Source organism: Thalassospira profundimaris (assembly GCF_003326675.1).
GTDB classification, from domain to species: Bacteria; Pseudomonadota; Alphaproteobacteria; order Rhodospirillales; family Thalassospiraceae; genus Thalassospira; species Thalassospira aquimaris.
This window is the reverse complement of sequence record NZ_JPWF01000001.1, coordinates 56827-77711: the sequence shown is the minus strand read 5'-3', so window position 1 is coordinate 77711 and position 20885 is coordinate 56827. Positions and strand designations below refer to the sequence as shown.

At 54.4% G+C, this 20885-nt stretch carries 23 protein-coding genes and 1 tRNA gene; 10 read left to right on the top strand and 14 right to left on the bottom strand.

The features are described from left to right. Positions 1–37 precede the first annotated feature (37 nt). Positions 38–1243: an APC family permease gene (locus tag TH19_RS00390; protein ID WP_114100350.1), complete on the bottom strand. Its 1206-nt coding sequence runs from the start codon at positions 1241–1243 to the stop codon at positions 38–40. A gap of 249 nt (positions 1244–1492) precedes the next feature. Here TH19_RS00390 and TH19_RS00385 point away from each other — a divergent pair, with 249 nt between their 5' ends. Continuing rightward, positions 1493–1951, top strand: a complete 459-nt coding sequence (locus tag TH19_RS00385) for a hypothetical protein (RefSeq protein WP_114100349.1) — start codon at positions 1493–1495, stop codon at positions 1949–1951. A 112-nt stretch (positions 1952–2063) separates the two neighbouring features. Here TH19_RS00385 and TH19_RS00380 read toward each other — a convergent pair whose 3' ends face one another. The 8 genes from TH19_RS00380 to TH19_RS00345 all read right to left on the bottom strand — a co-directional run bounded on the left by TH19_RS00380 (position 2064) and on the right by TH19_RS00345 (position 8937). Further along, entirely contained in the window at positions 2064–3062 is a 999-nt protein-coding gene (locus TH19_RS00380) for a glucosaminidase domain-containing protein (protein ID WP_114100348.1), read from the bottom strand. 254 nt (positions 3063–3316) lie between these two features. After that, positions 3317–3886, bottom strand: a complete 570-nt coding sequence (locus tag TH19_RS00375) for a NifU family protein (RefSeq protein ID WP_114100347.1) — start codon at positions 3884–3886, stop codon at positions 3317–3319. 164 nt (positions 3887–4050) lie between these two features. Continuing rightward, the gene (locus TH19_RS00370; protein WP_114100346.1) at positions 4051–5025 is read right to left on the bottom strand and encodes a DUF2333 family protein; all 975 of its coding nucleotides are present in this window, start codon (positions 5023–5025) and stop codon (positions 4051–4053) included. A 69-nt stretch (positions 5026–5094) separates the two neighbouring features. After that, positions 5095–5637: a L,D-transpeptidase family protein gene (locus TH19_RS00365; protein WP_114100345.1), complete on the bottom strand. Its 543-nt coding sequence runs from the start codon at positions 5635–5637 to the stop codon at positions 5095–5097. Next, on the bottom strand, positions 5638–6186 hold the full coding sequence (locus TH19_RS00360; RefSeq protein WP_258547760.1) for a macro domain-containing protein: 549 nt from the start codon (positions 6184–6186) through the stop codon (positions 5638–5640). It lies immediately after the preceding gene. 148 nt (positions 6187–6334) lie between these two features. Then, a complete protein-coding gene (gene ppa / locus TH19_RS00355; RefSeq protein WP_114100343.1) occupies positions 6335–6859 on the bottom strand; it encodes an inorganic diphosphatase in 525 nt (174 codons plus the stop codon). 162 nt (positions 6860–7021) lie between these two features. Continuing rightward, a complete protein-coding gene (locus TH19_RS00350; RefSeq protein WP_114100342.1) occupies positions 7022–7906 on the bottom strand; it encodes a glycosyltransferase family 2 protein in 885 nt (294 codons plus the stop codon). Between the two features lie 92 nt (positions 7907–7998). Further along, complete coding sequence (locus TH19_RS00345) at positions 7999–8937, bottom strand: LysR family transcriptional regulator (RefSeq protein ID WP_114100341.1); 939 nt, start codon at positions 8935–8937, stop codon at positions 7999–8001. Between the two features lie 246 nt (positions 8938–9183). On the opposite strand from TH19_RS00345, the gene TH19_RS00340 reads away from it, so the two are divergent. Beyond that, a complete protein-coding gene (locus tag TH19_RS00340; RefSeq protein ID WP_114100738.1) occupies positions 9184–10125 on the top strand; it encodes a DMT family transporter in 942 nt (313 codons plus the stop codon). 20 nt (positions 10126–10145) lie between these two features. On the opposite strand, the gene TH19_RS00335 is transcribed toward TH19_RS00340, so the two are convergent. Next, positions 10146–10493: an antibiotic biosynthesis monooxygenase family protein gene (locus TH19_RS00335; RefSeq protein WP_114100340.1), complete on the bottom strand. Its 348-nt coding sequence runs from the start codon at positions 10491–10493 to the stop codon at positions 10146–10148. Beyond that, entirely contained in the window at positions 10490–10819 is a 330-nt protein-coding gene (locus TH19_RS00330) for an NIPSNAP family protein (protein ID WP_114100339.1), read from the bottom strand. Before TH19_RS00330 ends, TH19_RS00335 begins: the two co-directional genes overlap by 4 nt. A gap of 211 nt (positions 10820–11030) precedes the next feature. Here TH19_RS00330 and TH19_RS00325 point away from each other — a divergent pair, with 211 nt between their 5' ends. Further along, the gene (locus tag TH19_RS00325; protein WP_220151676.1) at positions 11031–12266 is read left to right on the top strand and encodes a metallochaperone AztD; all 1236 of its coding nucleotides are present in this window, start codon (positions 11031–11033) and stop codon (positions 12264–12266) included. A gap of 110 nt (positions 12267–12376) precedes the next feature. Further along, complete coding sequence (locus tag TH19_RS00320) at positions 12377–13057, top strand: helix-turn-helix domain-containing protein (protein WP_114100337.1); 681 nt, start codon at positions 12377–12379, stop codon at positions 13055–13057. On the opposite strand, the gene TH19_RS00315 is transcribed toward TH19_RS00320, so the two are convergent. The 3 genes from TH19_RS00315 to hrcA all read right to left on the bottom strand — a co-directional run bounded on the left by TH19_RS00315 (position 13054) and on the right by hrcA (position 15693). After that, positions 13054–13800, bottom strand: a complete 747-nt coding sequence (locus TH19_RS00315; protein WP_114100737.1) for an NAD-dependent deacylase — start codon at positions 13798–13800, stop codon at positions 13054–13056. The genes TH19_RS00320 and TH19_RS00315 overlap by 4 nt on opposite strands. A gap of 142 nt (positions 13801–13942) precedes the next feature. Further along, positions 13943–14584: a nucleotide exchange factor GrpE gene (grpE, locus tag TH19_RS00310; protein WP_114100336.1), complete on the bottom strand. Its 642-nt coding sequence runs from the start codon at positions 14582–14584 to the stop codon at positions 13943–13945. A gap of 50 nt (positions 14585–14634) precedes the next feature. After that, on the bottom strand, positions 14635–15693 hold the full coding sequence (gene hrcA, locus TH19_RS00305; protein ID WP_114100335.1) for a heat-inducible transcriptional repressor HrcA: 1059 nt from the start codon (positions 15691–15693) through the stop codon (positions 14635–14637). 290 nt (positions 15694–15983) lie between these two features. On the opposite strand from hrcA, the gene rph reads away from it, so the two are divergent. The 6 genes from rph (at position 15984) to TH19_RS00275 (ending at position 20885) form a co-directional block, all read left to right on the top strand. Beyond that, the gene (gene rph / locus TH19_RS00300) at positions 15984–16700 is read left to right on the top strand and encodes a ribonuclease PH (protein ID WP_114100334.1); all 717 of its coding nucleotides are present in this window, start codon (positions 15984–15986) and stop codon (positions 16698–16700) included. Between the two features lie 76 nt (positions 16701–16776). Beyond that, positions 16777–17373: an RdgB/HAM1 family non-canonical purine NTP pyrophosphatase gene (gene rdgB / locus TH19_RS00295; protein ID WP_114100333.1), complete on the top strand. Its 597-nt coding sequence runs from the start codon at positions 16777–16779 to the stop codon at positions 17371–17373. Positions 17374–17486: 113 nt separating this feature from the next. Next, the gene (gene hemW / locus TH19_RS00290) at positions 17487–18680 is read left to right on the top strand and encodes a radical SAM family heme chaperone HemW (RefSeq protein WP_114100332.1); all 1194 of its coding nucleotides are present in this window, start codon (positions 17487–17489) and stop codon (positions 18678–18680) included. A 168-nt stretch (positions 18681–18848) separates the two neighbouring features. Beyond that, positions 18849–18935: transfer RNA gene (locus tag TH19_RS00285), tRNA-Leu, on the top strand. Positions 18936–19112: 177 nt separating this feature from the next. After that, entirely contained in the window at positions 19113–19724 is a 612-nt protein-coding gene (locus TH19_RS00280) for a ribonuclease D (protein WP_114100331.1), read from the top strand. Positions 19725–19877: 153 nt separating this feature from the next. After that, positions 19878–20885, top strand: coding sequence for a KpsF/GutQ family sugar-phosphate isomerase (locus TH19_RS00275; protein WP_114100330.1), 1008 nt, complete (start codon positions 19878–19880; stop codon positions 20883–20885).

The following is a 20885-nucleotide window of genomic DNA, read 5'->3' as shown; positions in this document are numbered from 1 at the left end:
TGTGAGGGGATCATTGCCGAAAACGGGCGAATTGCGTTTATTCGACAGGCTGCCCAAAGATCGCGATGATCGCGCCAAACACTGCCAGTGCGGCGTAAAACCCGACCCGAAGACCGCCTGCATCGCGTTTGGTGGCAATAACCGCACCAAGTGCGGCCTGTAATCCATAATAGATGGCAAAGCAGCGCGACGCATAACTGACGATGGCATAGATATCGGCCGACCAGGTCAGGGCAATGCCGATGATGGCAAGCAGCAGATAGGCATGCCGTTCACTGATCCTGTTGCGCGACAATTCGGAAAACAGCCCGCCCGAACCGCTTGTATCGGCAACAGCGGCACTGAATTGTGATGCCAGTGCCGCAGCCACCAGCAAGAAGGGCAGAATGGGGGCAACGATCTGCATCATGTTGATGATGCCGGTTTCTGATGACGACATCTGATCAGGTCGAAAGACATAGGAAATCAGAAGGATGTAGACCAGATAGATCGCAGTCGATAGCCACTGGGCAAGGCGCATGGATTTGATCCGCGTCTTGGCATCATATTCCGATCCGAGATAGCGCGATGTTTCGAAGCCCTGAACCGTGATCAAAAGCCCGAATGCCAGTGTTATGGCGGACCATCCGCTGACCTTTTGCGGGTTGAAGATCAGGCCATCATTAAGTGCCTGATGTCCGAAATGGCCCATCAATCCAACCAGCAGCCCGGCTATGATCGCCAGTTTCAGACTGACCGAAACATATTCCATCTTCTCAAGGCTTTTGAACCCGCGGGACCAGCCGACCAGAACAATGATGATGAAAACCCCGGTGGTCAGGAGTTTGGCATCAAACCCGGAATTGAACGGCGTCAGACTAAGCGCAAAGGCCCCCAGAAGATTGAGGTAATAGGAAACCGAAATGATATAGGCAAAGGCCAGTGTCCAGGATGCGATCGTTTCAATCCGGATGGCAGCCCGGCCGTAATCACCGTTTTGGACGGATTTCTCGCCTGCCGCGATATTGAAGCGGATGACACCGCCAAACAGAAAGGCCGCCAGGCACAGCACCAGCATGATCAGCGGGGCATAGCCGCCATATCCGATATTCAGGATCGGGCCCAAAAGCAAAAAACCGCTGCCAATGATGGAGGCCAGCGGTGTGACAACTGCCCGCCAAAGTGCGAAACGGGCCACAGATCGCATGGACAGAACAATGGCAACGCTAACGGTTGCAAGGGCGATAATCAGATCAAATTTCACAATGCCAATCCGGGTGCTGCATTCTTAGGGCCTTGATTCATAAAGGATGAATTGGACCAAATATAGTCTGTTTCAGAGGTGGAAATCTGGCTTTCCAAATGACAGTTTTGTCATTCATCAGGGCAATTGGAGGGCGGCATTTCAGATACCATATAAAGCCGATGGTATACTGACCCGATTTCTGCCACATGATCAGGTCATAGCACCGGTATGTTATGCTTTTAACGCAAAGAATATAGGAAAGACCCTATGGGCCAGTTGACCCGATTTCTCGCTGTTTTTATGTTCTTCCCGCTCCTTGCTGCGTGCCAGGATGAAGAGGCAAGTGGGCCGAGTGCCGATGAAATCACCACCGCCGTGATCGAACGTTTCCGTGACGATCCCTATGCTAAGGTCGGGCATGTCGAAAATGTCACCAAGACCAACAGCATTGCCAAGGGCGATGACGAAGTGATTGTCATGGTGCGCTATGATCTGGTGTTTGATCGCTCGATTGCCGATTTTGCCGATGATGTGACGGAAAAGGGCAAGGCGGCCGGCACCATGGATGATGTTGGCAATACGGTCAGTGACGCAATTGATCTGGTCAAAACCAAAATGCTGGCAATGAAGGAAGGTGACTTCAAGGCCGGTGACCGCCGCGCCATGGAAAATGAAATCAGGCTGCTGAAATCTGAAAAAGGCTGGATTTATCGCGGCGATCATTAAATCCCGGGCTGTGAACCGGAAGCTGACGGTAAAGGCGAGATCATCTTCTTTGAATGAAAAAGGGACCCAACGGGTCCCTTTTTTTTGCGTGTGCGGATATTCGTGATCCTGATCAGTCTTCCAGCGATGCCAGAACCTGTGGCGGGGGCGGTACGTCGCCAATTGCAAAGGTCAGGCCATCAAGCTCGTTCAGGCCATTGGCCCGCATGATGGCATGCAGACTGTCGACATATTCCGGGCCGCGTTCGGAATATTTGGTCAGGGTCTCGGCAAGGTCCCAGCCATTGATAAGCTGACCCTCGGTGCGCATGCTTGCACGGCGCTGACGCAAATCCTGATAGGCCGGATGGGAATTGATGTTGCGCGCATAGGCCCGCACACTGTCCATCAGGCTGCCAAATGCCTTGATGACGTGGGTTTTGCCTTCTTCGCGATCTTCGGGAACGATGCCCTCATCGTCACCCCAGGCCCATTGACCAAACAGGGCGTTTCCGGTGCGCACAAAGCGCGATGTGCCCCAGCCACTTTCTTCTGCGGATTGCGCCAGAATAAGCGAGGCCGGAATAACATCGATCCGTTCAAGCAGGGCCGTCATCCCGCCATCGGTTACGCGATAGCGTTTCATCAGCTGTTCAACCCATTGCTGATCCGCGGCACTGACCGGGGTCCCGGAAATGCCCTTGGCCTGAATGGCCATCAGACGGTCGCGACGGGTGATGATTTCTTCGTTTACGCGCATGGCGAGCGGCAACATGATGCGCAGGAAAAGCATCTTGCGTTCATCGACCGACGCCAGTTCGCCAAGCCCCTTGGGAACACGTTTGATATAAACGCGCGGGACTTCGGTAACGTCGCTCAGATCATAACCGATGCTTTTGAAATACTGGTTCAGTGCAGCCACTTCCGGGCCGCGCCGATAGACAGGTTTTGGCTTTTTAGGAACAGTACCGTCCGTGTTTTCAACGGTTTCAGGAATGATTTCCGTACCCAATCCAACCGGTTTGGGCGAAACATCAATTCCGGAAATAATGCCAAAATACAGTAATCCGATTGCTCCGGTGACCGAAGCAAGCGCAACTTTCCGGTAATTTCCTGCTTTTGCGCTAGCCATTACTCTCTCTCCAGGATCTGAATCATTGTTGATTCACTGTCCGCCCCAAAAGGACGTTATCTATGCCTGCCGCAGCCATGGATCGCAACGGGCAATATTTCCAAGGGTTGAAAACACCGCGCAAACCTTTTCGTTTTGCGCAAAATAACAACGCCCGGCGCAGGCAAAAGTTTGCGCCGGGCTTAAGATTTTTTTCACGACTCGAAAGATCGGGGTCTGTGAGGGGATCAGGGGCTGACGGGACCGAAAGGTCCCTAGTCTGCCATGACCGGCTCAACGGCCTGAACTTCAGGCACGTAATAGCGCAGCATGTTTTCGATACCCATTTTCAGGGTCGCGGTGCTGCTTGGGCAGCCCGAACATGCGCCGTGCATTTCGAGATAGACAACGCCGTCTTCAAACTTGTGGAAGACGATATCGCCACCATCCTGTGCAACGGCCGGACGGACACGGGTGTCCAGAAGTTCCTTGATCTGGCTGACCAGTTCGTTGTCGCCTTCGGCCGCGGTGCTGGCACCGGTGGCCGCATCGGAGTTCTGATCCAGAACCGGCTGGCCCGAGGTGTAATGTTCCATGATGCCGCCAAGAATCTGCGGCTTCAGGGTCTGCCAGTCTTTGGAGTCATCTTTGGTGATGGTGATGAAATCACCGCCAAGGAAGACACCGGCAATGCCATCAACTTCAAACAGCTTGCGTGCAAGCGGTGATTTGACGGTTTCGTCACCCTTGATGAAGTTTGCGGTGCCCTGACGGCCCATCACTTCTTCGCCCGGCAGGAATTTGAGTGTCGCCGGGTTCGGGGTCGGTTCGGTCTGAATGAACATGGTCGGCTAGTCCTCTCACTCTTGATTGTCGGGGCTTATGCTGCCCGCTCAACAATCTGCATTTCATTTGGTTAGGCCCTAAATGGGGCAAAAAACACAAAAGATCAAGTCGCAGCGCGCAAGTCAGGTATTCCGCGCAGGCGTATATGTGATCAAAGTGACTTTTAACGTTGCAGGATATTGCTGATCTCGCGCATCTGGGTACGGGCGCGCAACAGATAGAAGCCCAATCCTGCCAAATGGTTGGGGAAAATGATCCCGTCGGCCGACCCGTTAACCACCACCAGTGGCTCAAGCGCGGCGGCTGATTGCAGGGAACCGATCATTTCTGCCCATGCCGGGGCAACCTGACGTTCGTTGATCACCTGTTCGAAGTCGGTGCCAAGGTCGCGCAGGATCAGGCTATAGGCATAAAGGCGCCCCTTGGTCGCATAGAACACGTCATCGGCGGTGCGATCAAACAGGGACGGTGCATCAACCTTGTCATCAATCAGGGCCGAAGCCGATCCAAGATCATTGGCAAAGCGGTTGAGCGTTTCCAGAAGATTGTCCGCGCGGCGTTCAAATACGGCTTCGCCGTTGGTCAGGCGCTTGTTGTAATTTTCAAGCGCCCGGATGGCCTGACGATATTGCTGTTCGGATGTGACGCCGGGCAGCAACGAGACACTCGGATCAAATACCCATTTATCGCCACGGAATTTCAACAGACCGGCAGCATCATCAAGATCGGGGTCAACCTGGCTGGAACCACGGGTCCGGCCGATCTGATCAGACAATTCGATAGAGAAACGCGACAGGGCATAAATGATGCCGGTCTGGAAGTTCGGCATATTGTCGAGTGCCGCACTTGGCAGGAAGAACGGATCGTTGGCGGTCCAACGGTTCTGATTAACCTCGCGGTCAATGAGACCGGCTGCGGTGCTGACCGCGTGGCTGCCGCCATGATAATTGCCGGTAAAGTCGGGATTATCATCAATGCGATGCACAAGTGCCATGCCCGCCGGATAATAGATCACGGCGATCAGGACGATTACGGCAAGGCTGCGAATCCAGAATTTACGCGATCCGAAAACCCGTTTCAGACGCGACCCAAAACCCGAAATTCCACCTTTTTTATACAGATAATCGTCTTCAATCATGACTTGTCCTGTGAATTAATTCAGCACTTGAACCTAGGGTGTCGGTGCCCAAACGGCAAGTGCATGATTTCACTGAGTGATGCGGATGAAGGTTTCATTTTGCGCCAAACCCAGAAGGGTTTCCAGATCGGGCTCGGATAAGGCAATGCATCCTTCGGTCCCGCGATAGTCGGGGCGGGCAATATGCATGAAGATTGCCGAACCTTTGCCCGGGACCGGCGGCGCATCATTGTGGCCAAGTACGACAACAATGTTATAGATCCCGTCATCCCGCCAAAGTTTTTCGTGGCTGGCATCAAAAGGCAATCTGACCGGGCAGTTATAGGACGGATGGCGTGGATCGTCGCACCAGCCATCAGAGAACGAAATGGTTGTGACCGGCAGTCTGGTTTTGGGGCTGGGCCTGCGATCGGACCGATACATCACATAGCGAAGCTTCCAGCGCCCCGCAGGTGTCTTGCCGTCACCCTCGCACTTGTCATTGGCATCAATGATGCCATTAACCCCAAGCGCACAGCGAAATTCCCGGTCGCCGACATGCAGTTTTCCATCCGCGGAAACGCAAATCTCGAGCGGTTGGGTGGTCGACGGTACGATAGTGTCACTGCGCATTCAGTTGGTGCCTTTGCATGCTTTATGCAGAGCTTCTTCAAGATAGCTGCGCATAGAGGGTGAAAAACAACAAAGGTAAATTTGTGGCATTGCATCAAACCGGGCGGCCATATCGGCAATGGTTGCAATCGCAATCCCGGCGGCCTGATCTTCGGGGTAACCAAAAATGCCGGTCGAGATTGCCGGGAAGGCGATGGAGTTCAGATTGTTGTTTTGGGCAAGGGTGATGGAATTTCGATAACAGGCGGCAAGCATTTCCGCTTCGTTATTTGTGCCACCCTGCCAGACTGGGCCAACCGTGTGAATGACATAGCGTGCGCGCAGGCCAAAGCCTGGTGTGATACGCGCTTCTCCAGCCGGGCAGGGGGCAAGCGGCTGACAGGCAAGTGCAAGTTCCGGTCCTGCAGCGCCGTGAATGGCACCACAAACCCCGCCGCCGGGACGCAATTGCACATTGGCGGCATTTACGATGGCGTCGGTATCAAGCGTCGTAATGTCGGCGCTGATGATTTCAAGGATACCGGTAAGCGGGTTGTTTCTGGTGGGCACGGATCGACTCCCGCGACGGTGTGATGGCCCAAGCATTGTTTTATTGTCGGCTATTTTGCCCGAAAGTCAAAAAAACAACGCCCTGTCGGAATGACAGGGCGTTGTGAAAAATCAGTGTAACCGGACGCGGCCGATTACGGTGCCAGATTTACTTGGCGAGGCGGGCAACGCCTTCTTCGATCAGGCTGGCGGCTTTCTCAGCGCCTTCCCAACCGGTGACCTTTACCCATTTGCCTTTTTCGAGATCTTTATAACGCTCGAAGAAATGCTGGATCTGGTCACGCAGAATCTGCGGCAGGTCTTCATGCGATTTGATGTCGGTGTAGTACGGATCGATCTTGTCGTGCGGAACGCAGATCAGTTTTTCGTCCTGACCGGCTTCGTCTTCCATGATCAGAACACCGATCGGACGTGCACGGATAACCGAACCGGCAACGACCGGCTCGCGGAACATGACCATCGCATCAACCGGGTCGCCATCTTCGCCAAGGGTGTTGGGGATGAAGCCGTAATTGACCGGGTAATACATCGAGGTATGCAGGAAGCGGTCAACAAAGACTGCACCGGAGTCCTTGTCTACTTCGTACTTGACCGGTCCGCCCTGCGGAATTTCGATGACGACATTTACGTCCCACGGAACATCTTTGCCGACGGCAATCTTGCTAAGATCCATCTGGGAAAATCCCTTTCGCTTCTATAAAGGCATGTCCCGGGGACCGGGACGGCTGTTATCGGCTTCGGAGACGTAAAACGCACCCGAAGGAGAATGATGCCGCCCTTTTATCGCGAATTGCCGCAGCTTCCAAGGGGGTGCACATGCATCCTTGGTCGAAAATCACGCAATCTCTTTTGCAGTTGCGAATGATCCAAGCGTTTCAGGGACATCTGCCTGCTTTTTCAAGGCGGATGGTACATACCGTTCGTGATCGTTCAGCAGGTCTTCATTGAAAAGATGCCAGTTCGAGACGTCATTCTTGCTGTGGTGACGTTCCGGAATTTTCCGTTCATGGAACAGATGCAGGACCGGTGAACAATATTCGACATTCTTGCGTTTCAGGCCGGAACGCAGCAAGCGAAGGACAAAGTCCGAATCTTCCCAGCCATGGCCTTCATAGGCCTCGTCAAATCCGTGAACACGATCAATATCGGATTTGAAGACGGCAAGGTTGCAGGTCTGTGCCTTGCGCCAGCAATTTTCATGCTCCCAAAGCCAGGGGCCTTTATGGGGCAGGCGGATGAACTGAAACGGACGATTGCAAAAACCGAACAACGAAACCGCAAACAAGGCCGGACGCGACCATTTATGGAAGGACCATTTGCGCTTCAGAAGGGTTTTGGTCAGGCGTTCCTTGATGAAAACGCGCTTGCCAGATACCAGGCATCCGGTTTCGGCGGCTTTGCGATGACGGGTAATGAAATCGGGCATCACACAGCAATCGCCATCAATGAAGATGACAAGATCGCCTTCGGCCATGGCAATGGCGCCATTACGGGCCTTGGCTACACGAAAACCGTTATCTTCGTGCCAGTAATGTTTGACTGGAACAGGGCAGGTTGCCGCGAAATTTTCAATCACGCGGGTGGTCGGACCGGCGGATCCGTCATCGGCAATAATGATCTCGAAATTGCGGTCATTCTGATCCGCAAGCGAGTTCAGAACCAGCGACAATGCTTCCGGCCAGTTATAGGTCGTGACAACGACCGACACCAAGGATGTCATCTTCCCCAAAGTACCCCGTTTTTATGCAGCTTTGCCCGCCCTTATTAACCGAGCCTACCCTTACGAAACCTTAAGGGCAATTGACAATTCGCTTACAGCACCATCTTGCGCGCAAGGGATGCGGTTTTCGGATTGATCAGTTCCCTGATCCATTTTGCTGCTTCGATCACGACCGGGTCTTTCTGACGTGCCGGCCGGATTAGCAGGCGATACCACCAGTGCGATGTGAAATTCGGGAAATTCAGCGGCACCAGTTCGCCACGTTCGACATAGTTGCGCGCAACCACATCGGTGCTGGCGACAATGCCCTGTCCGGCGCGGGCTGCTTCAAGCGCCCAGATATGATGGCTGAAGGTCCAGCAATCACTAAGCGAGAAACTGGCATCCTTGAACCATTGTTCGATCTGGGCAAATTGCTCGCTGTCGCTGTCAATCAGCAGGATGTCCCGCGGGCCAAGTTCCGAAACATTGATGTTGCAGGCATCAAATCCCCGTTTACCAAGCCATTCCGGGGCGGCAAAGGCCGTATAGACTTCGGGCGTCAGAAGTTCGGTTACCCAGTCTTCCGGGCCGGGCAGGTCCTTGGGCGCGATTTGCAGGGCCAGATCGATTTCAAGCGGATCCAGTCCGTCATCAAATTCGATCTTGCGAAACTGCACGGGAATATCGGATGGCAAGCGGTCGCGCAGGTTATCAAGTTCATATAGCAACACGGTCAAGGCCGGGGTTGCAAGTGCGCCAATACGGATTGCCTTGCCCTTGTCCGGGCCGACTTCACTGGTGATATCGGCAATGCCGTCCAGTGCCTCGGTCAGACGCGGCAAAAGAAGCTCGGCCGATTTGGTGGTGCTCAGACCGCGGCCTTTGCGGGTAAACAGCACCACGCCAAGATTTTCTTCAAGCTGGCGCAGCTGATGACTGATGGCGCTTTGCGTGACGTGCAATTCTTCGGCTGCACCTTTCACGCTTTGGTGGCGGGCGGTGGCTTCAAAAGCGACAAGTGCGCGTAAGGGGGGCAGTTTCCGGCGCATTTTGTGTTTCCATACGAACAGTTTCCTTCGTGTTTATTGTCTATCAGGACTGGCCCCAAAAAGGGGCAAAAAAAACTCAACAATGGCTGAAAACTCTTCATTCGTATTTTTCCAATTTGCCGGGCAGTATCATTTGAATAAAGGGTTTCCGGCCGAAGATTTTCCGATGTCTCCTTGCGCCACCCCGTAAGCCAGTCTCCCTGACTGCCGGAAACCCCCAAATAACCTCTGAACATGGAAACGATCATGACCGGGACGTTGATGCGCCTGAGCGGAAATGTCCGCGGCGTTTTATGGATGACTGCTGCGATGGCATCGGGCGTTTTTGTCGATGTCTGCGCCAAGCTGGTATCCCATGACGTTCCGACTGCCCAAATCCTTGCCATGCGCGCATTGACCACGGTTGCGGTGTTTCTGATCATTCTGATGTTTGTCGGCACACGCCCGATCCGTACCCGGCGGCCGATGGCCCATATCGCACGTGGTGTTCTGTGGTACGGATCGCTGTTTTTCGTGTTCTTTGCGCTGCGTCAGATGAGCATCGCCGAGGTTAATGCCTATCTGTTTATCGAAGCCTTGCTGACCGTCTTGCTGGCGGTTGTCATTCTGGGTGAAAAGCTGACGGCCCGTAAGATGATTGCCACCCTGCTTGGTTTGGTCGGGGTTTGGGTGATGTGCGCACCACGTATGGACGGGTTCGGGGTGCCGCTTGGTGTTGCTGCGGCCTTGTTCGGGGCTTTCTGTTTTTCGGCACAGACCCTGTTTGCCAAGGTGATGACGCGCACCGAAACCAATTTTTCCATGCTGTTCTGGCCGCAAATCATTGCGGTCGTGATCTGGGTGCCGATTGCCTTGATCTCCTGGCAGCCCGCATCCTTTGCCGATTGGGCCTATTCATCAGGGGCCGGTTTCTTTGCGATGATGACCAATTATATGGTTTTGCGTGCAGTGCGCGTGGCTGATGCCAGCGTTGTTTCGCCAGCGGCTTATACCGCCCTGCCATTCTCGGTCGCGATGGATTTGATCTTCTTTGACATGTTGCCGGTGCCCGTCATCTTTATCGGGGCAGGGATCGTCATTCTGGCGGTGATGCTTCTGGATTACAAAGGCGGGGCAAAGCCGCAACAGGTGGCCGATGCCGAAGAAATCGGGGATGACGAAACATCCCCGAAACCGGCCAAGGCATAAGCAGGCTTTTTAATCAATCGTCACAGATCATGCTGCTGTCGGGAATCGTCCGGGGCCTGATCACGGTCATTCATGCCGTAATCACGGATCACCCCGGCAACCCGAAGACGGTAATCTTCAAAGATTTTAGCCCGGCCTTTGGACTGGGCCGCACGGTGGTCGCCCAAACTGCGCCAAGCCTTGATTGCATCCTCGTCACGCCAGAAAGACAGTGACAGCACCTTGTCCGGTGTGGTCAGGCTTTGAAAACGCTCCACCGAGATAAAGCCGTCCATCTTTTCAAGCGCGGGTTTGAGATTGGCAGCAATGGCAAGATAGTCGTCATAGTGCGTCTTCTTTGGTGTGACTTCGAAAATGACCGCGATCATGGCTTGATCAGCTCCGTATGCGGGGTGGAGGCAATTTTGAGAAACTGGCGTTCTTCGCGCAGGATGAATTTCTCTCGCTGTGAAAATTCATAATTTTCCCGGCCCAGCGGATCATCCTTTAACCGGGCACGATAGGCTTCATATGATGCCAGATCGGGCAAATGATAGATGCCATAGGCGGTTGAGACCGATCCTTCATGCGGGGCGAAATAGCCGACAAGATCCGCCCCGCACCGCGGAATGGCCTGTCCCCAGTTGCCGGCATATTGGACAAAGGCGTCCTTTTTATAAGGATCAATCTCGTAACGGATAAAGCAGGTGATCATGGCGGACTTCCTTGTGCAAATGGCGACGAAACCGGTAATGGCCCGGTATTTGTCGGAGATAGCGCAAATGATCGCCCTGTTGCTTCGATGCGGATCGAACTATGAGCAATTAACAAGAAGCGACAGCAAAGAACGTGACGGGCATGGACAGGTGTGAAAAAGGACGCTATTAAATGTTACGTTATAACATAACATTTAATAGGAGCGTTCGTTGTTCAAACATATGGTACAGGCCGCGATCATAAGTGGTGCGGTTCTGATGCCGGTATTGGGTGTCTCTGTTGCCCGGGCCGATGATGAAACCAAACAGGCATGGCGTCTTTTCGTCACCGATCAGGAAGAAGGCAGGGTAACGGTCCTTGATCTGGAACAGAAATCGGTGATCGACCGGTTTGCCACCACGGGCTATGTCACGCATCTTGTACCAAGCCAAAGCGGCAGAACCCTGGCCGCTGTCCAGATGGATCATGATGTTGTCCATATGATCGATAGCGGTATTGAGTTGTCCTCGCACGGGGATCACAGCGATCTTGAAATTCATGATCCGGCATTGCTGCCCATAACCATTGCGGGCAAACGCCCGGTCCACGCGGTGCCCGATCATGGCGCATTCTATATGTTCTTTGACGGCGAGGGTGCGGCAAAGGTCTTTGATGAAGGCGATCTGATTGCCGGAAAGCCCGGGCATAAAACCGTTACGGGCAGCGCGCCGCATCATGGCGTTGTTGTGCCAAAGGGGAACTATCATCTGATCTCCGAGCCAAATCTTGCTGTTGAAACCAAGCCGGGAAGTTTGCCGCCGCGGCTGGGCCTTAAGGTTCTTGATCAGGACGGAAAACAGGTTGGTCCTGTTCATACCTGCACAGGTTTGCATGGCGAAGCATCGTCTGCCGGTGTAACGGCCTTTGGCTGTGAGGAAGGGGTGATCATCGCTTATCAGAACGGTGATGATGCGCCGACAGTTGAAATGCTGCCCTATGGCAAGGACATGCCCGAGGGGCGTGTCGGGCATCTGGCCGGTGGCAAGGCGATGCAGTTCTTCCTTGGTGATTACGGTTCAGACAAGCTGGTCTTTATCGATCATGCCGAACAGAACCCGTTTCATCTGATCAACCTGCCGGTCCGGTATGTGCATTTCATCCTTGATCCGGCGCGTGTGACCATTGCCTATGTCTTCACCGAGGATGGCTATCTTCATGCAGTGGATTTGCTGGATGGCAAGATTGTCCGGTCCGTCCAAATCACCAAACCCTATAGCAAGGATGGCCATTGGCGTGATCCGCGTCCGCGCATTGCAGTTGCCGGTGACGTGATTAGCGTGACTGATCCGCGCGAACATCTTGTCCGACTTGTTGATACCGAAACTTTTGCAGGCAATGGTGAAATCCCGGTCGACGGGCTGCCATTCAATATTGTTGCGGTGGGTGGTTCGGGCCTGTCCCACTGATCAGCGACAAAAATCATTGCAAGCGATGATGACGCAGGCGGGCAGGTTTCTGCCCGCCTTTTGCTTTGCGGGCCGTTGTTTGGCGATGACATTTCGATTATTATCGAAGGATGAAAGAAGGACCCGATATTGCCCACGTGGCTGCATTGCTTGGTGATCCGGCCCGCGCAAATATGCTGACCGCTTTAATGAGCGGTCGGGCATTGACCGCAACCGAATTGGCGCAAGAAGCCGGTGTTACGCCACAAACCGCAAGCTCGCATCTGGCAAAGCTTGAAGCTGGCCTGATCGTCACCCCGCGCAAGCAGGGGCGCCATCGCTATTTCACCCTGTCGGGACCCGATATTGTCGAGGCACTTGAAGTCCTGATGGGGATTGCCAACCGGGTTGGTCATAACCGGGTACGGACCGGGCCAAAGGACCCGGAATTGCGTCACGCCCGCGTCTGTTATGATCATTTGGCGGGTGATATGGGCGTTGCCCTGTTTGACGGGCTGACCAAACGCAAGCTCATCATAAGTGATCTGAATGGCGTTGTTCTGACTTCGGCCGGGATCAGCTTTGCCACTGAATTTGGCATTGATCTGGACGGTTTGCGCAGCAAACGAAGACCTTTGTGTCGGGAATGTCTGGATTGGAGTGCCCGGCAATCACATTTGGCCGGATCGTTTGGCGCGGCCTTGCTGGATCGTTTTTATGATCTGGGCTGGGCCAGCCGGGTGCGCGAGTCGCGCATTGTCCGGTTCAGCCGCGATGGCGAGAAGAAGTTTCGCGATCTGGTAACATTCTAGTCGCCAAGCAATGCGGCAACAAAGGTCGGCACCAGATCGGTTGCCGTCCCATAGGCACTATGTTCAAAAAGCGTCGCGCCTGTACTTGGCTCCAGATTAAGCTCGACGGTTTCGGCACCTGCTTCTTCGTGGGCGATCTGAACAAATCCGGCTGCCGGATAAACATTGCCCGACGTTCCGATAGAGATAAAAAGGCCGCACTGACCAAGGGCCTCGTATATGCGTTCCATCTGAAGGGGCATTTCACCAAACCACACGATATGCGGGCGAAGACCACCTGCTTTGCCACAGGACGGGCAGGTGGTTTCCTTGGCAAGATCATCCGACCAGCGGCTAAGAAGATCACAGTGATTGCAGCGAATTTTCAATAACTCGCCATGCATATGGATCAGGTTCTTTGACCCGGCCCGGTCATGCAAATCATCGACATTCTGGGTGACCAGCAAAACCGGGCCCGTCCATTCCGCTTCCAGCCGGGCAAGGGCAATGTGCGCTGCATTGGGTTGTACTGCCGGGTCCAGCAATCCGGCGCGCCGGTCATTATAAAAGTAATGCACCAGATCGGGATTGTTGATGAAGGCCTCGGGCGTCGCGACCTCGGAAATATCGTATTGCGCCCAGATGCCGTCAGGATCGCGAAATGTATGAAGACCGCTTTCTTTTGAAATGCCTGCACCTGTCAGAATGACAATCGGCGCACATTCATTGCGCAGGATTTCAATCAGATCAGGGCGAAGCGGCATATCGGGCATCCTTTGATAACGGGTTGGGTCGTCGCGTATCAGATAGCCTAATGCAAATAAAACGGCCCCGCCAAGTATGTCTGGCAGGGCCGCTTTCATAAACCCGATCCGCTAAAACCGGTTTATCTCTGTTTTGTCTGGCTTAGGCCGAGGTATCAACGTTGCTGCCCGGACCTTCTTCCTTGGCAGGGGGGTCGCCCGCCGGGTTCTTGGTGACACCGACCATTGCCGGGCGCAGCAAGCGACCCTTAAGGACGTAGCCGGCCTGCATGACCTGGGCAACATGACCGTCCGGGTATGCCGGGTTCGGCATTTCAAACACCGCCTGATGCATGTTGGGGTCAAGCTTTTCACCAAGCGGCTCCAGCTTTTCGATGCCGTTCTGTTCCATCGCCTTGAGAAGCGCCTTTTCGGTCATCTCAACGCCGTCAAACAGGGTCTTCATTGCCGGATCGGCATTGGAAGTGTCACCTGCAGCATCAAGCGCGCGGCGCAGGTTGTCACCAACATCAAGAAGATCACGGGCAAATTTGGTGATCGCATAATTCCCGGCATCCTCGACGTCTTTTTTTGCGCGGCGGCGGGTGTTTTCCACCTCGGCGGCCTGACGCAACAGACGGTCTTTCAGCTCGGCGACTTCGGCCTCAAGGGCTGCGACCGGGTCTTCGATGATGATTTCTTCTGCTTCTGCGGTCGCCTCTGCTGCGACCTCTTCAGCGGCGGTTTCTTCTGCGGCGTTAACGTCCTGCAGATCTTCCGGGGTGTTCTTTGCGGTTTCCGACATGGCTAACCTTGTACTTTCACGTTATGCGGCCTGACACGCAGCGCCGCGATTTATCCAATCAGTCGACCGACCAGTTTGGCGGTGTAATCGACCAGCGGAATGATCCGGGCATAATTGATCCGGGTCGGTCCGACAACCCCGATTGCACCCACAATGCTGCCTTCAGCATTCTGATAGGGCGAAATCACCATCGAAAGACCCGATCCGCCAAACAGTTTGTTCTCGGACCCGATGAAAATCTGAACGCCTTGGGCATCCGTGGTCACATCGAGCAACTCAATCGTCTGATCACGGGCCTCAAGCACGTTAAACAGGCGGCGAACGGTCTCAAGCTGTTCTATCGTGTCGATATTTTCAAGCAGCTGGGATTGTCCCTTAACAATCAGGGACGATCCCTTGACCCCGCCGGCCCATGTTGCAAGGCCCGCATCAATCAGATTGGCGGAAAGATCATCAAGTTCCTGCTTGATCTGATCGCGTTCCTGCGTGATCAGAATTCTTGCGTCATCAAGAGTCTTTCCAGCCAACCGGGTATTTAGATAATTCGCCGCTTCTGTCAATGCCGAGGCGGGCAAATCGACCGGAACATCAAGGATTCGGTTTTCAACACTGCCGTTCTGCGACACCAGAACCGCCAGCACCTTGCCCGGCGAAAGTGCGACAAATTCGATCTGTTTAAGACGGATGCCATCGGTTTTCGGCGCAACCACCAATCCGGCACAGCGCGACAGACCCGAAAGCATGGTGGTGGCTTCGCCCAGCATCTGATCAAGCGAATAGCCCGCCTGTTCACAATTCTTGGTTAGTTGATCGCGTTCGGCGTTGGGAAGGTCGCCGACCTCCATCAATGCATTCACAAACAGCCGCAATCCCTTTTCACTGGGCAGGCGTCCGGCGGAAATATGCGGTGCGACCAGAAGACCCATATCTTCAAGATCGGACATGACATTGCGGATGGTTGCCGCCGAAAGGCTTTCGGACATGCGGCGCGCGATAGAGCGCGAACCGATCGGCTCGCCGGTTTCGACATAGGCATCGACAATCTGGCGGAACACTTCACGTGACCGCGCATTCATATCGCCCAGCAATGTATCGTCAAAATACGCCATGTGTTCCGTGCCAACGGGTGCAGATCAAGCTAACGAGAATTTAGTCAGCCATTGTTTATCCGTCAATTCCGGCGGTGCAGCGCAAAAGCCCGAAGCCACACCGGTTTCAAGTACTTGGTTTGAAAACGTTGTTTATGATCGCGACGGTTATGTGGCGAATCGGGGATGAAATTGACGGGGAAACTGCTGGACCTTTGGCGGGTGTCATCTTACTTTGGGCCAAATTTCAAGCCTGTCTGAATCGCGGCTTAAACCCCGGTATCAGACCGACAACCAAGAGGTTCCCACTCATGCGCCCATCCGGCCGTACCCCTGATCAGCTTCGTGACGTAACCATTGAAACCGGTGTTTCGAAATATGCCGAAGGCTCCTGCCTGATCAAGTTCGGTGACACCCATGTCATTTGTACTGCGACGGTCGAAGACAAGGTGCCGGGCTGGATGCGCAATTCCGGTAAAGGCTGGATCACTGCGGAATACGGCATGTTGCCGCGTGCCACCGATTCGCGCATGCAGCGTGAAGCAGCCCGTGGCGGTCAGTCGGGCCGCACCCAAGAAATTCAGCGCCTGATCGGTCGTTCGATCCGTGCCGTTGCTGATATGAAGGCGATGGGTGAAATGCAGATGCGTCTGGATTGTGATGTCATTCAGGCCGATGGCGGTACGCGTACCGCGTCGATCACGGGTGCTTATGTTGCAGCCCATCTGGCGTTTCAGGGCGTGCGTCGCCTTGGTCTGATCAAGGAAATCCCGCTGACCCAGCCGGTCGCAGCCATTTCGTGCGGTATCTATAACGGCGAAGCGGTCCTTGATCTTGATTATGCCGAAGACAGCAATGCCGGTGCTGATGCCAACTTTGTATTGGCAGGCAATGGCGGCATCGTCGAGGTTCAGGCCACGGCCGAAGACGTACCGTTTGATCGCGAGTCTTATGACAAGATGTTCGCGCTGGCCGAAAAAGGCTGCAAAGAGCTGTTTGCCAAACAGCGCGAGGCCCTTGGCCTTTAATTGAAAATGAAATTTGCGGCAGGCATCCCACCTGCCGCTTTTCGCATCTGACCCTTATTGTATCCCAGGCAGAAAAATGGCCCGTCGTTTTACGGAAAAGAAACTGGTGATCGCCAGTCACAACAAAGGCAAGATCAAGGAAATTGGCGAGTTGCTCGCACCGTTCGGGATCGAGGTTTTCTCGGCTGGCGAACTTGATCTTCCGGAACCCGAAGAAACCGAAAAGACCTTTATCGGCAATGCGCAGCTGAAATCGATGGCTGCGGCAACGGGTGCAAATCTTCCGGCTCTTGCCGATGACAGTGGTCTTGCGGTTTCAGCCCTTGATGGCGCACCGGGTATTTATTCGGCACGCTGGGCCGGGCCAGACAAGGATTTCGACATGGCGATGGAAAAGGTCCAGAACGGGATCGGTAATCATCCTGACCGTCGGGCATCCTTTATCTGTGCGCTGTCACTGGCTTGGCCGGACGGGCATGTCGAGAATTTCGAAGGCAAGGTTGAAGGTGAAATCGTCTGGCCGAAACGCGGGCGTCATGGTTTTGGCTATGACCCGATTTTCCAGCCCAAGGGATATGACGAAACCTTTGGCGAAATGGATCCGTCCAAAAAGCATGAAATGAGCCACCGTGCCGATGCTTTTGCCCAGTTGGTCAAAGCCTGCTTCGAATAGGCAAAACGCTGCATCGAACCCATGCACGCATCGCTGATGTCATGATCGGCGGTGCGTGTTAGTTTATGGGCACTGCCTCCCGCATATTGACCTGCATTTGAAAAGAGTTCCGCGTGTCTGCACCGTTTTCTGAAACCGTGCCCTTTGGCATTTATATCCACTGGCCGTTCTGTCTGTCGAAATGCCCTTATTGCGATTTCAACAGCCATGTTGCGAACAGTGTTGATCATGCTCGCTGGCGCAAGGCGCTGCGTGCAGAACTTGCTGCGGGTGCCGCACGCCATCCGGGCCGTGTTGTTGGCTCGGTGTTCTTTGGCGGTGGCACGCCGTCGCTGATGGACCCGGAAACCGCAGGTGCGCTGATTGCTGATATCAAGACCTATTGGAAGGTCACCGACGATCTTGAAATCACGTTGGAGGCCAATCCGGGCACGGTGGAGATTGACCGGTTTTCGGCCTTTGCGGCGAATGGCATCAACCGGGTGTCCATCGGTATTCAGGCCCTTAATGATCGTGATCTTAAATTCCTTGGGCGGGTGCATTCCGCCAAGGAAGCGTTGCGTGCCCTGGATGTCGCGACCACGGTATTTGACCGTTTCTCGTTTGATCTGATCTATGCCCGCCCGGAACATGACCCCAAGGCATGGCGCAAGGAACTTCGCGAAGGGCTTGATATCGCCAACGGTCATATCTCGCTTTATCAGCTCACCATCGAGCCGGGCACACAGTTTTATACCCTGCATCAACGTGGTGAACTGGTGGTGCCCGATGAAGACCTTGCCACCGAGCTTTATGAAATCACCCAGGAAGAAACCGAGGCGGCGGGCTATCGCTGTTACGAGGTTTCCAACCACGCCAAACCGGGACAGGAAAGCCGCCATAACCTGGTTTATTGGCGTTATGGCGACTATCTGGGCATTGGCCCGGGTGCGCATGGCCGCGAAGCCGTGATCCAACCCGATGGCAGCACCGTGCCGATGGCCGTGCGCCGCCACCGTGCGCCGGAAATCTGGATGGATCGGGTGGAAAAGCATGGTCACGGCACCCAGGAAGAAACCGTACTTGATGCCGATGAACGCTTGCTTGAAATGGTGATGATGGGGTTGCGGCTTAATGAAACCATTCCTGTATCGCGGTTCGAACGGATTATTGGCAAGGCGCCGCGCGATGTGCTGGATTCGGAACGGCTCGAAACCCTGATCGTTTCGGGTGATCTGGTCTGTGATTCTGCGGGTCTTCGGGCGACGCAGCAGGGCAGAAACCGGTTGAACGGTGTATTGGGCTATTTGTTCGACCATTCCGCGTGATGTGAAAATCCCCGAAAACCAAGGAAAATCCTTGTGTTTTCGGCCCAAGGCGGCTTTGCGTGATTTAGTTTCACCAAACCATCAAAAAGTTGGTTGACACTTTAAGCTGACCGCGTATATTCCGCCCCGTTCCGGCGGACACCGCCCGAACAAACCAGAAGCCCCTATGCCCAGGTGGCGGAATTGGTAGACGCGCTGGCTTCAGGTGCCAGTGACCATTAGGTCGTGGAAGTTCGAGTCTTCTCCTGGGCACCATACCCCAGCACATTTCTGATGTGCTGGGGTATTGTCGTTTTGGCCTAAATTTCTGTGATTTTGCCGTTCAAACCCGCACAGAAGTGCGAAAAACCCTTCAATTCGTATGACTTTTGCGGTGCGATGGATGGTTTGCTGTGTTAAGAACAGGCAAATTTGAAAATTTGGAGAACCGCGATGACCAACTTCCTCCATCTCGGAGATCTGCCGGACGATCTTGACCTTGGCAAGGTCGTGGCAATCGACAGCGAAACCATGGGCCTGAACCCGCACCGCGACCGTCTGTGTGTCGTGCAGCTTTCGAGCGGGGATGGTGATGCCCATCTGGTCAAGTTCGATGGAGAAGATTACAGCGCACCGAACCTCAAGAAACTTCTGGCCGATCCGTCGGTCCTGAAACTGTTTCATTTCGGGCGTTTTGACATTGCGGTCATGGACAAATATCTCGGTGTGCGCTGTGCGCCCGTTTATTGCACCAAAATCGCCTCCAAACTGATCCGTACCTATACCGACCGTCACGGTCTTAAAGACCTTCTGCGTGAGCTGGTCGGGGTCGAGATTTCCAAGCAGCAGCAGAGCTCCGACTGGGGTGCAGCCGAGCTGACCAAGGAACAGATCGATTACGCCGCGTCGGATGTTTTGTATCTGCACAAGGCCAAGGAAGAGCTTGATCGTCGTCTGGCCCGCGAAGGGCGCACCGAACTTGCCCAAGCCTGTTTCGATTTTCTGCCGGCTCGCGCGACACTTGACCTGTCGGGTTGGGAAGAAACCGATATTTTTGCCCATTAAGCATGGCAGTTAACTGCCTGTGAATATTGAAGCTGTATTCGGGCGGCTCGGCAATTGACCGTTCCGCCCGGCAGGTTCATAGTTTTGGCGCATTGACCTTGCATAAGGGGCCAATTGCCTTATCTCCGGGCAGGAAACGCAAACAAGAAACAGATGACAGTGACCACGAACGCTCCCACCCCCAAAAATGTACCGGTTCCGGCTTCTGACGCCGATCTTGCGATTGCGCGCCGGGTTCTCGATATCGAAGCATCCGCGCTGCGCGAACTGGCAGCTTCGCTTGATGGTGATTTCTGCAAGGCAATTGATCTGATCGAAGGGCTCAAGGGCCGTCTGGTCATTACCGGCATGGGCAAAAGTGGTCATATCGCCAAAAAGATCGCGGCGACTTTTGCCTCGACCGGCACGCCATCCTTCTTTGTCCATCCGGCCGAAGCAAGCCACGGTGATCTTGGCATGATCGGCAAGGATGACGCGGTTCTAGCCCTGTCGAATTCCGGCGAAACTCCCGAACTTTCCGATATCATCGCCTTTACCCGCCGTTTCAATGTGCCGCTGATCGGCATGACCCGCAAACCGGAAAGCTCGCTTGCCAAGCAATCCGATTGCCCGCTTGTCTTGCCGGCAAGCCCGGAAGCCTGCCCGAACAAACAGGCCCCGACCACCTCGACCACGGCGATGCTGGCGCTTGCCGATGCGCTTGCGGTGACCTTGATGGAGCGCCGCGGCTTTAGTGCCGAAGATTTCCGTACTTTCCACCCGGGTGGAAAGCTGGGTCAGCGTTTGTTGCATGTCCATGATGTCATGCATGATGCGCAAAGCCTGCCCTTGATTGCCCGTGATGCCCTGATGTCCGAGGCCCTTGTCACTATGACCGGTCATTCATTTGGCTGTGTCGGGGTGCTGGGTGATGCCGGAGCCCTGATCGGGATTGTAACCGACGGCGACTTGCGCCGTCACATGGCCGATAATCTGGTGGCGATGAAGGTTGGTGATGTCATGACGGCCGGGCCGAAAGTCACCCATGCCGACGCGCTGGCGGTCGAGGCCCTTGCCATCATGAATGATCGCAGCATTACTGCGCTGTTCGTGCTTGATGATGCCGGTATTCCGGTTGGTCTTGTGCATATCCATGATCTTTTGCGTTCAGGGGTGGCATAA

What these genes read in the sequence shown, in the direction of transcription:
- TH19_RS00330 (WP_114100339.1), bottom strand. Translation starts at nt 10,819, where the DNA reads ATGATCACCTGCTTTATCCGTTACGAGATTGATCCTTATAAAAAGGAC.
- TH19_RS00365 (WP_114100345.1), bottom strand. Translation starts at nt 5,637, where the DNA reads ATGCGCAGTGACACTATCGTACCGTCGACCACCCAACCGCTCGAGATT.
- TH19_RS00375 (WP_114100347.1), bottom strand. Translation starts at nt 3,886, where the DNA reads ATGTTCATTCAGACCGAACCGACCCCGAACCCGGCGACACTCAAATTC.
- TH19_RS00335 (WP_114100340.1), bottom strand. Translation starts at nt 10,493, where the DNA reads ATGATCGCGGTCATTTTCGAAGTCACACCAAAGAAGACGCACTATGAC.
- TH19_RS00280 (WP_114100331.1), top strand. Translation starts at nt 19,113, where the DNA reads ATGACCAACTTCCTCCATCTCGGAGATCTGCCGGACGATCTTGACCTT.
- TH19_RS00340 (WP_114100738.1), top strand. Translation starts at nt 9,184, where the DNA reads ATGACCGGGACGTTGATGCGCCTGAGCGGAAATGTCCGCGGCGTTTTA.
- hrcA (WP_114100335.1), bottom strand. Translation starts at nt 15,693, where the DNA reads ATGGCGTATTTTGACGATACATTGCTGGGCGATATGAATGCGCGGTCA.
- TH19_RS00320 (WP_114100337.1), top strand. Translation starts at nt 12,377, where the DNA reads ATGAAAGAAGGACCCGATATTGCCCACGTGGCTGCATTGCTTGGTGAT.
- TH19_RS00370 (WP_114100346.1), bottom strand. Translation starts at nt 5,025, where the DNA reads ATGATTGAAGACGATTATCTGTATAAAAAAGGTGGAATTTCGGGTTTT.
- TH19_RS00345 (WP_114100341.1), bottom strand. Translation starts at nt 8,937, where the DNA reads ATGCGCCGGAAACTGCCCCCCTTACGCGCACTTGTCGCTTTTGAAGCC.
- grpE (WP_114100336.1), bottom strand. Translation starts at nt 14,584, where the DNA reads ATGTCGGAAACCGCAAAGAACACCCCGGAAGATCTGCAGGACGTTAAC.
- TH19_RS00315 (WP_114100737.1), bottom strand. Translation starts at nt 13,800, where the DNA reads ATGCCGCTTCGCCCTGATCTGATTGAAATCCTGCGCAATGAATGTGCG.
- ppa (WP_114100343.1), bottom strand. Translation starts at nt 6,859, where the DNA reads ATGGATCTTAGCAAGATTGCCGTCGGCAAAGATGTTCCGTGGGACGTA.
- TH19_RS00275 (WP_114100330.1), top strand. Translation starts at nt 19,878, where the DNA reads ATGACAGTGACCACGAACGCTCCCACCCCCAAAAATGTACCGGTTCCG.
- rph (WP_114100334.1), top strand. Translation starts at nt 15,984, where the DNA reads ATGCGCCCATCCGGCCGTACCCCTGATCAGCTTCGTGACGTAACCATT.
- TH19_RS00350 (WP_114100342.1), bottom strand. Translation starts at nt 7,906, where the DNA reads ATGACATCCTTGGTGTCGGTCGTTGTCACGACCTATAACTGGCCGGAA.
- TH19_RS00380 (WP_114100348.1), bottom strand. Translation starts at nt 3,062, where the DNA reads ATGGCTAGCGCAAAAGCAGGAAATTACCGGAAAGTTGCGCTTGCTTCG.
- TH19_RS00385 (WP_114100349.1), top strand. Translation starts at nt 1,493, where the DNA reads ATGGGCCAGTTGACCCGATTTCTCGCTGTTTTTATGTTCTTCCCGCTC.
- rdgB (WP_114100333.1), top strand. Translation starts at nt 16,777, where the DNA reads ATGGCCCGTCGTTTTACGGAAAAGAAACTGGTGATCGCCAGTCACAAC.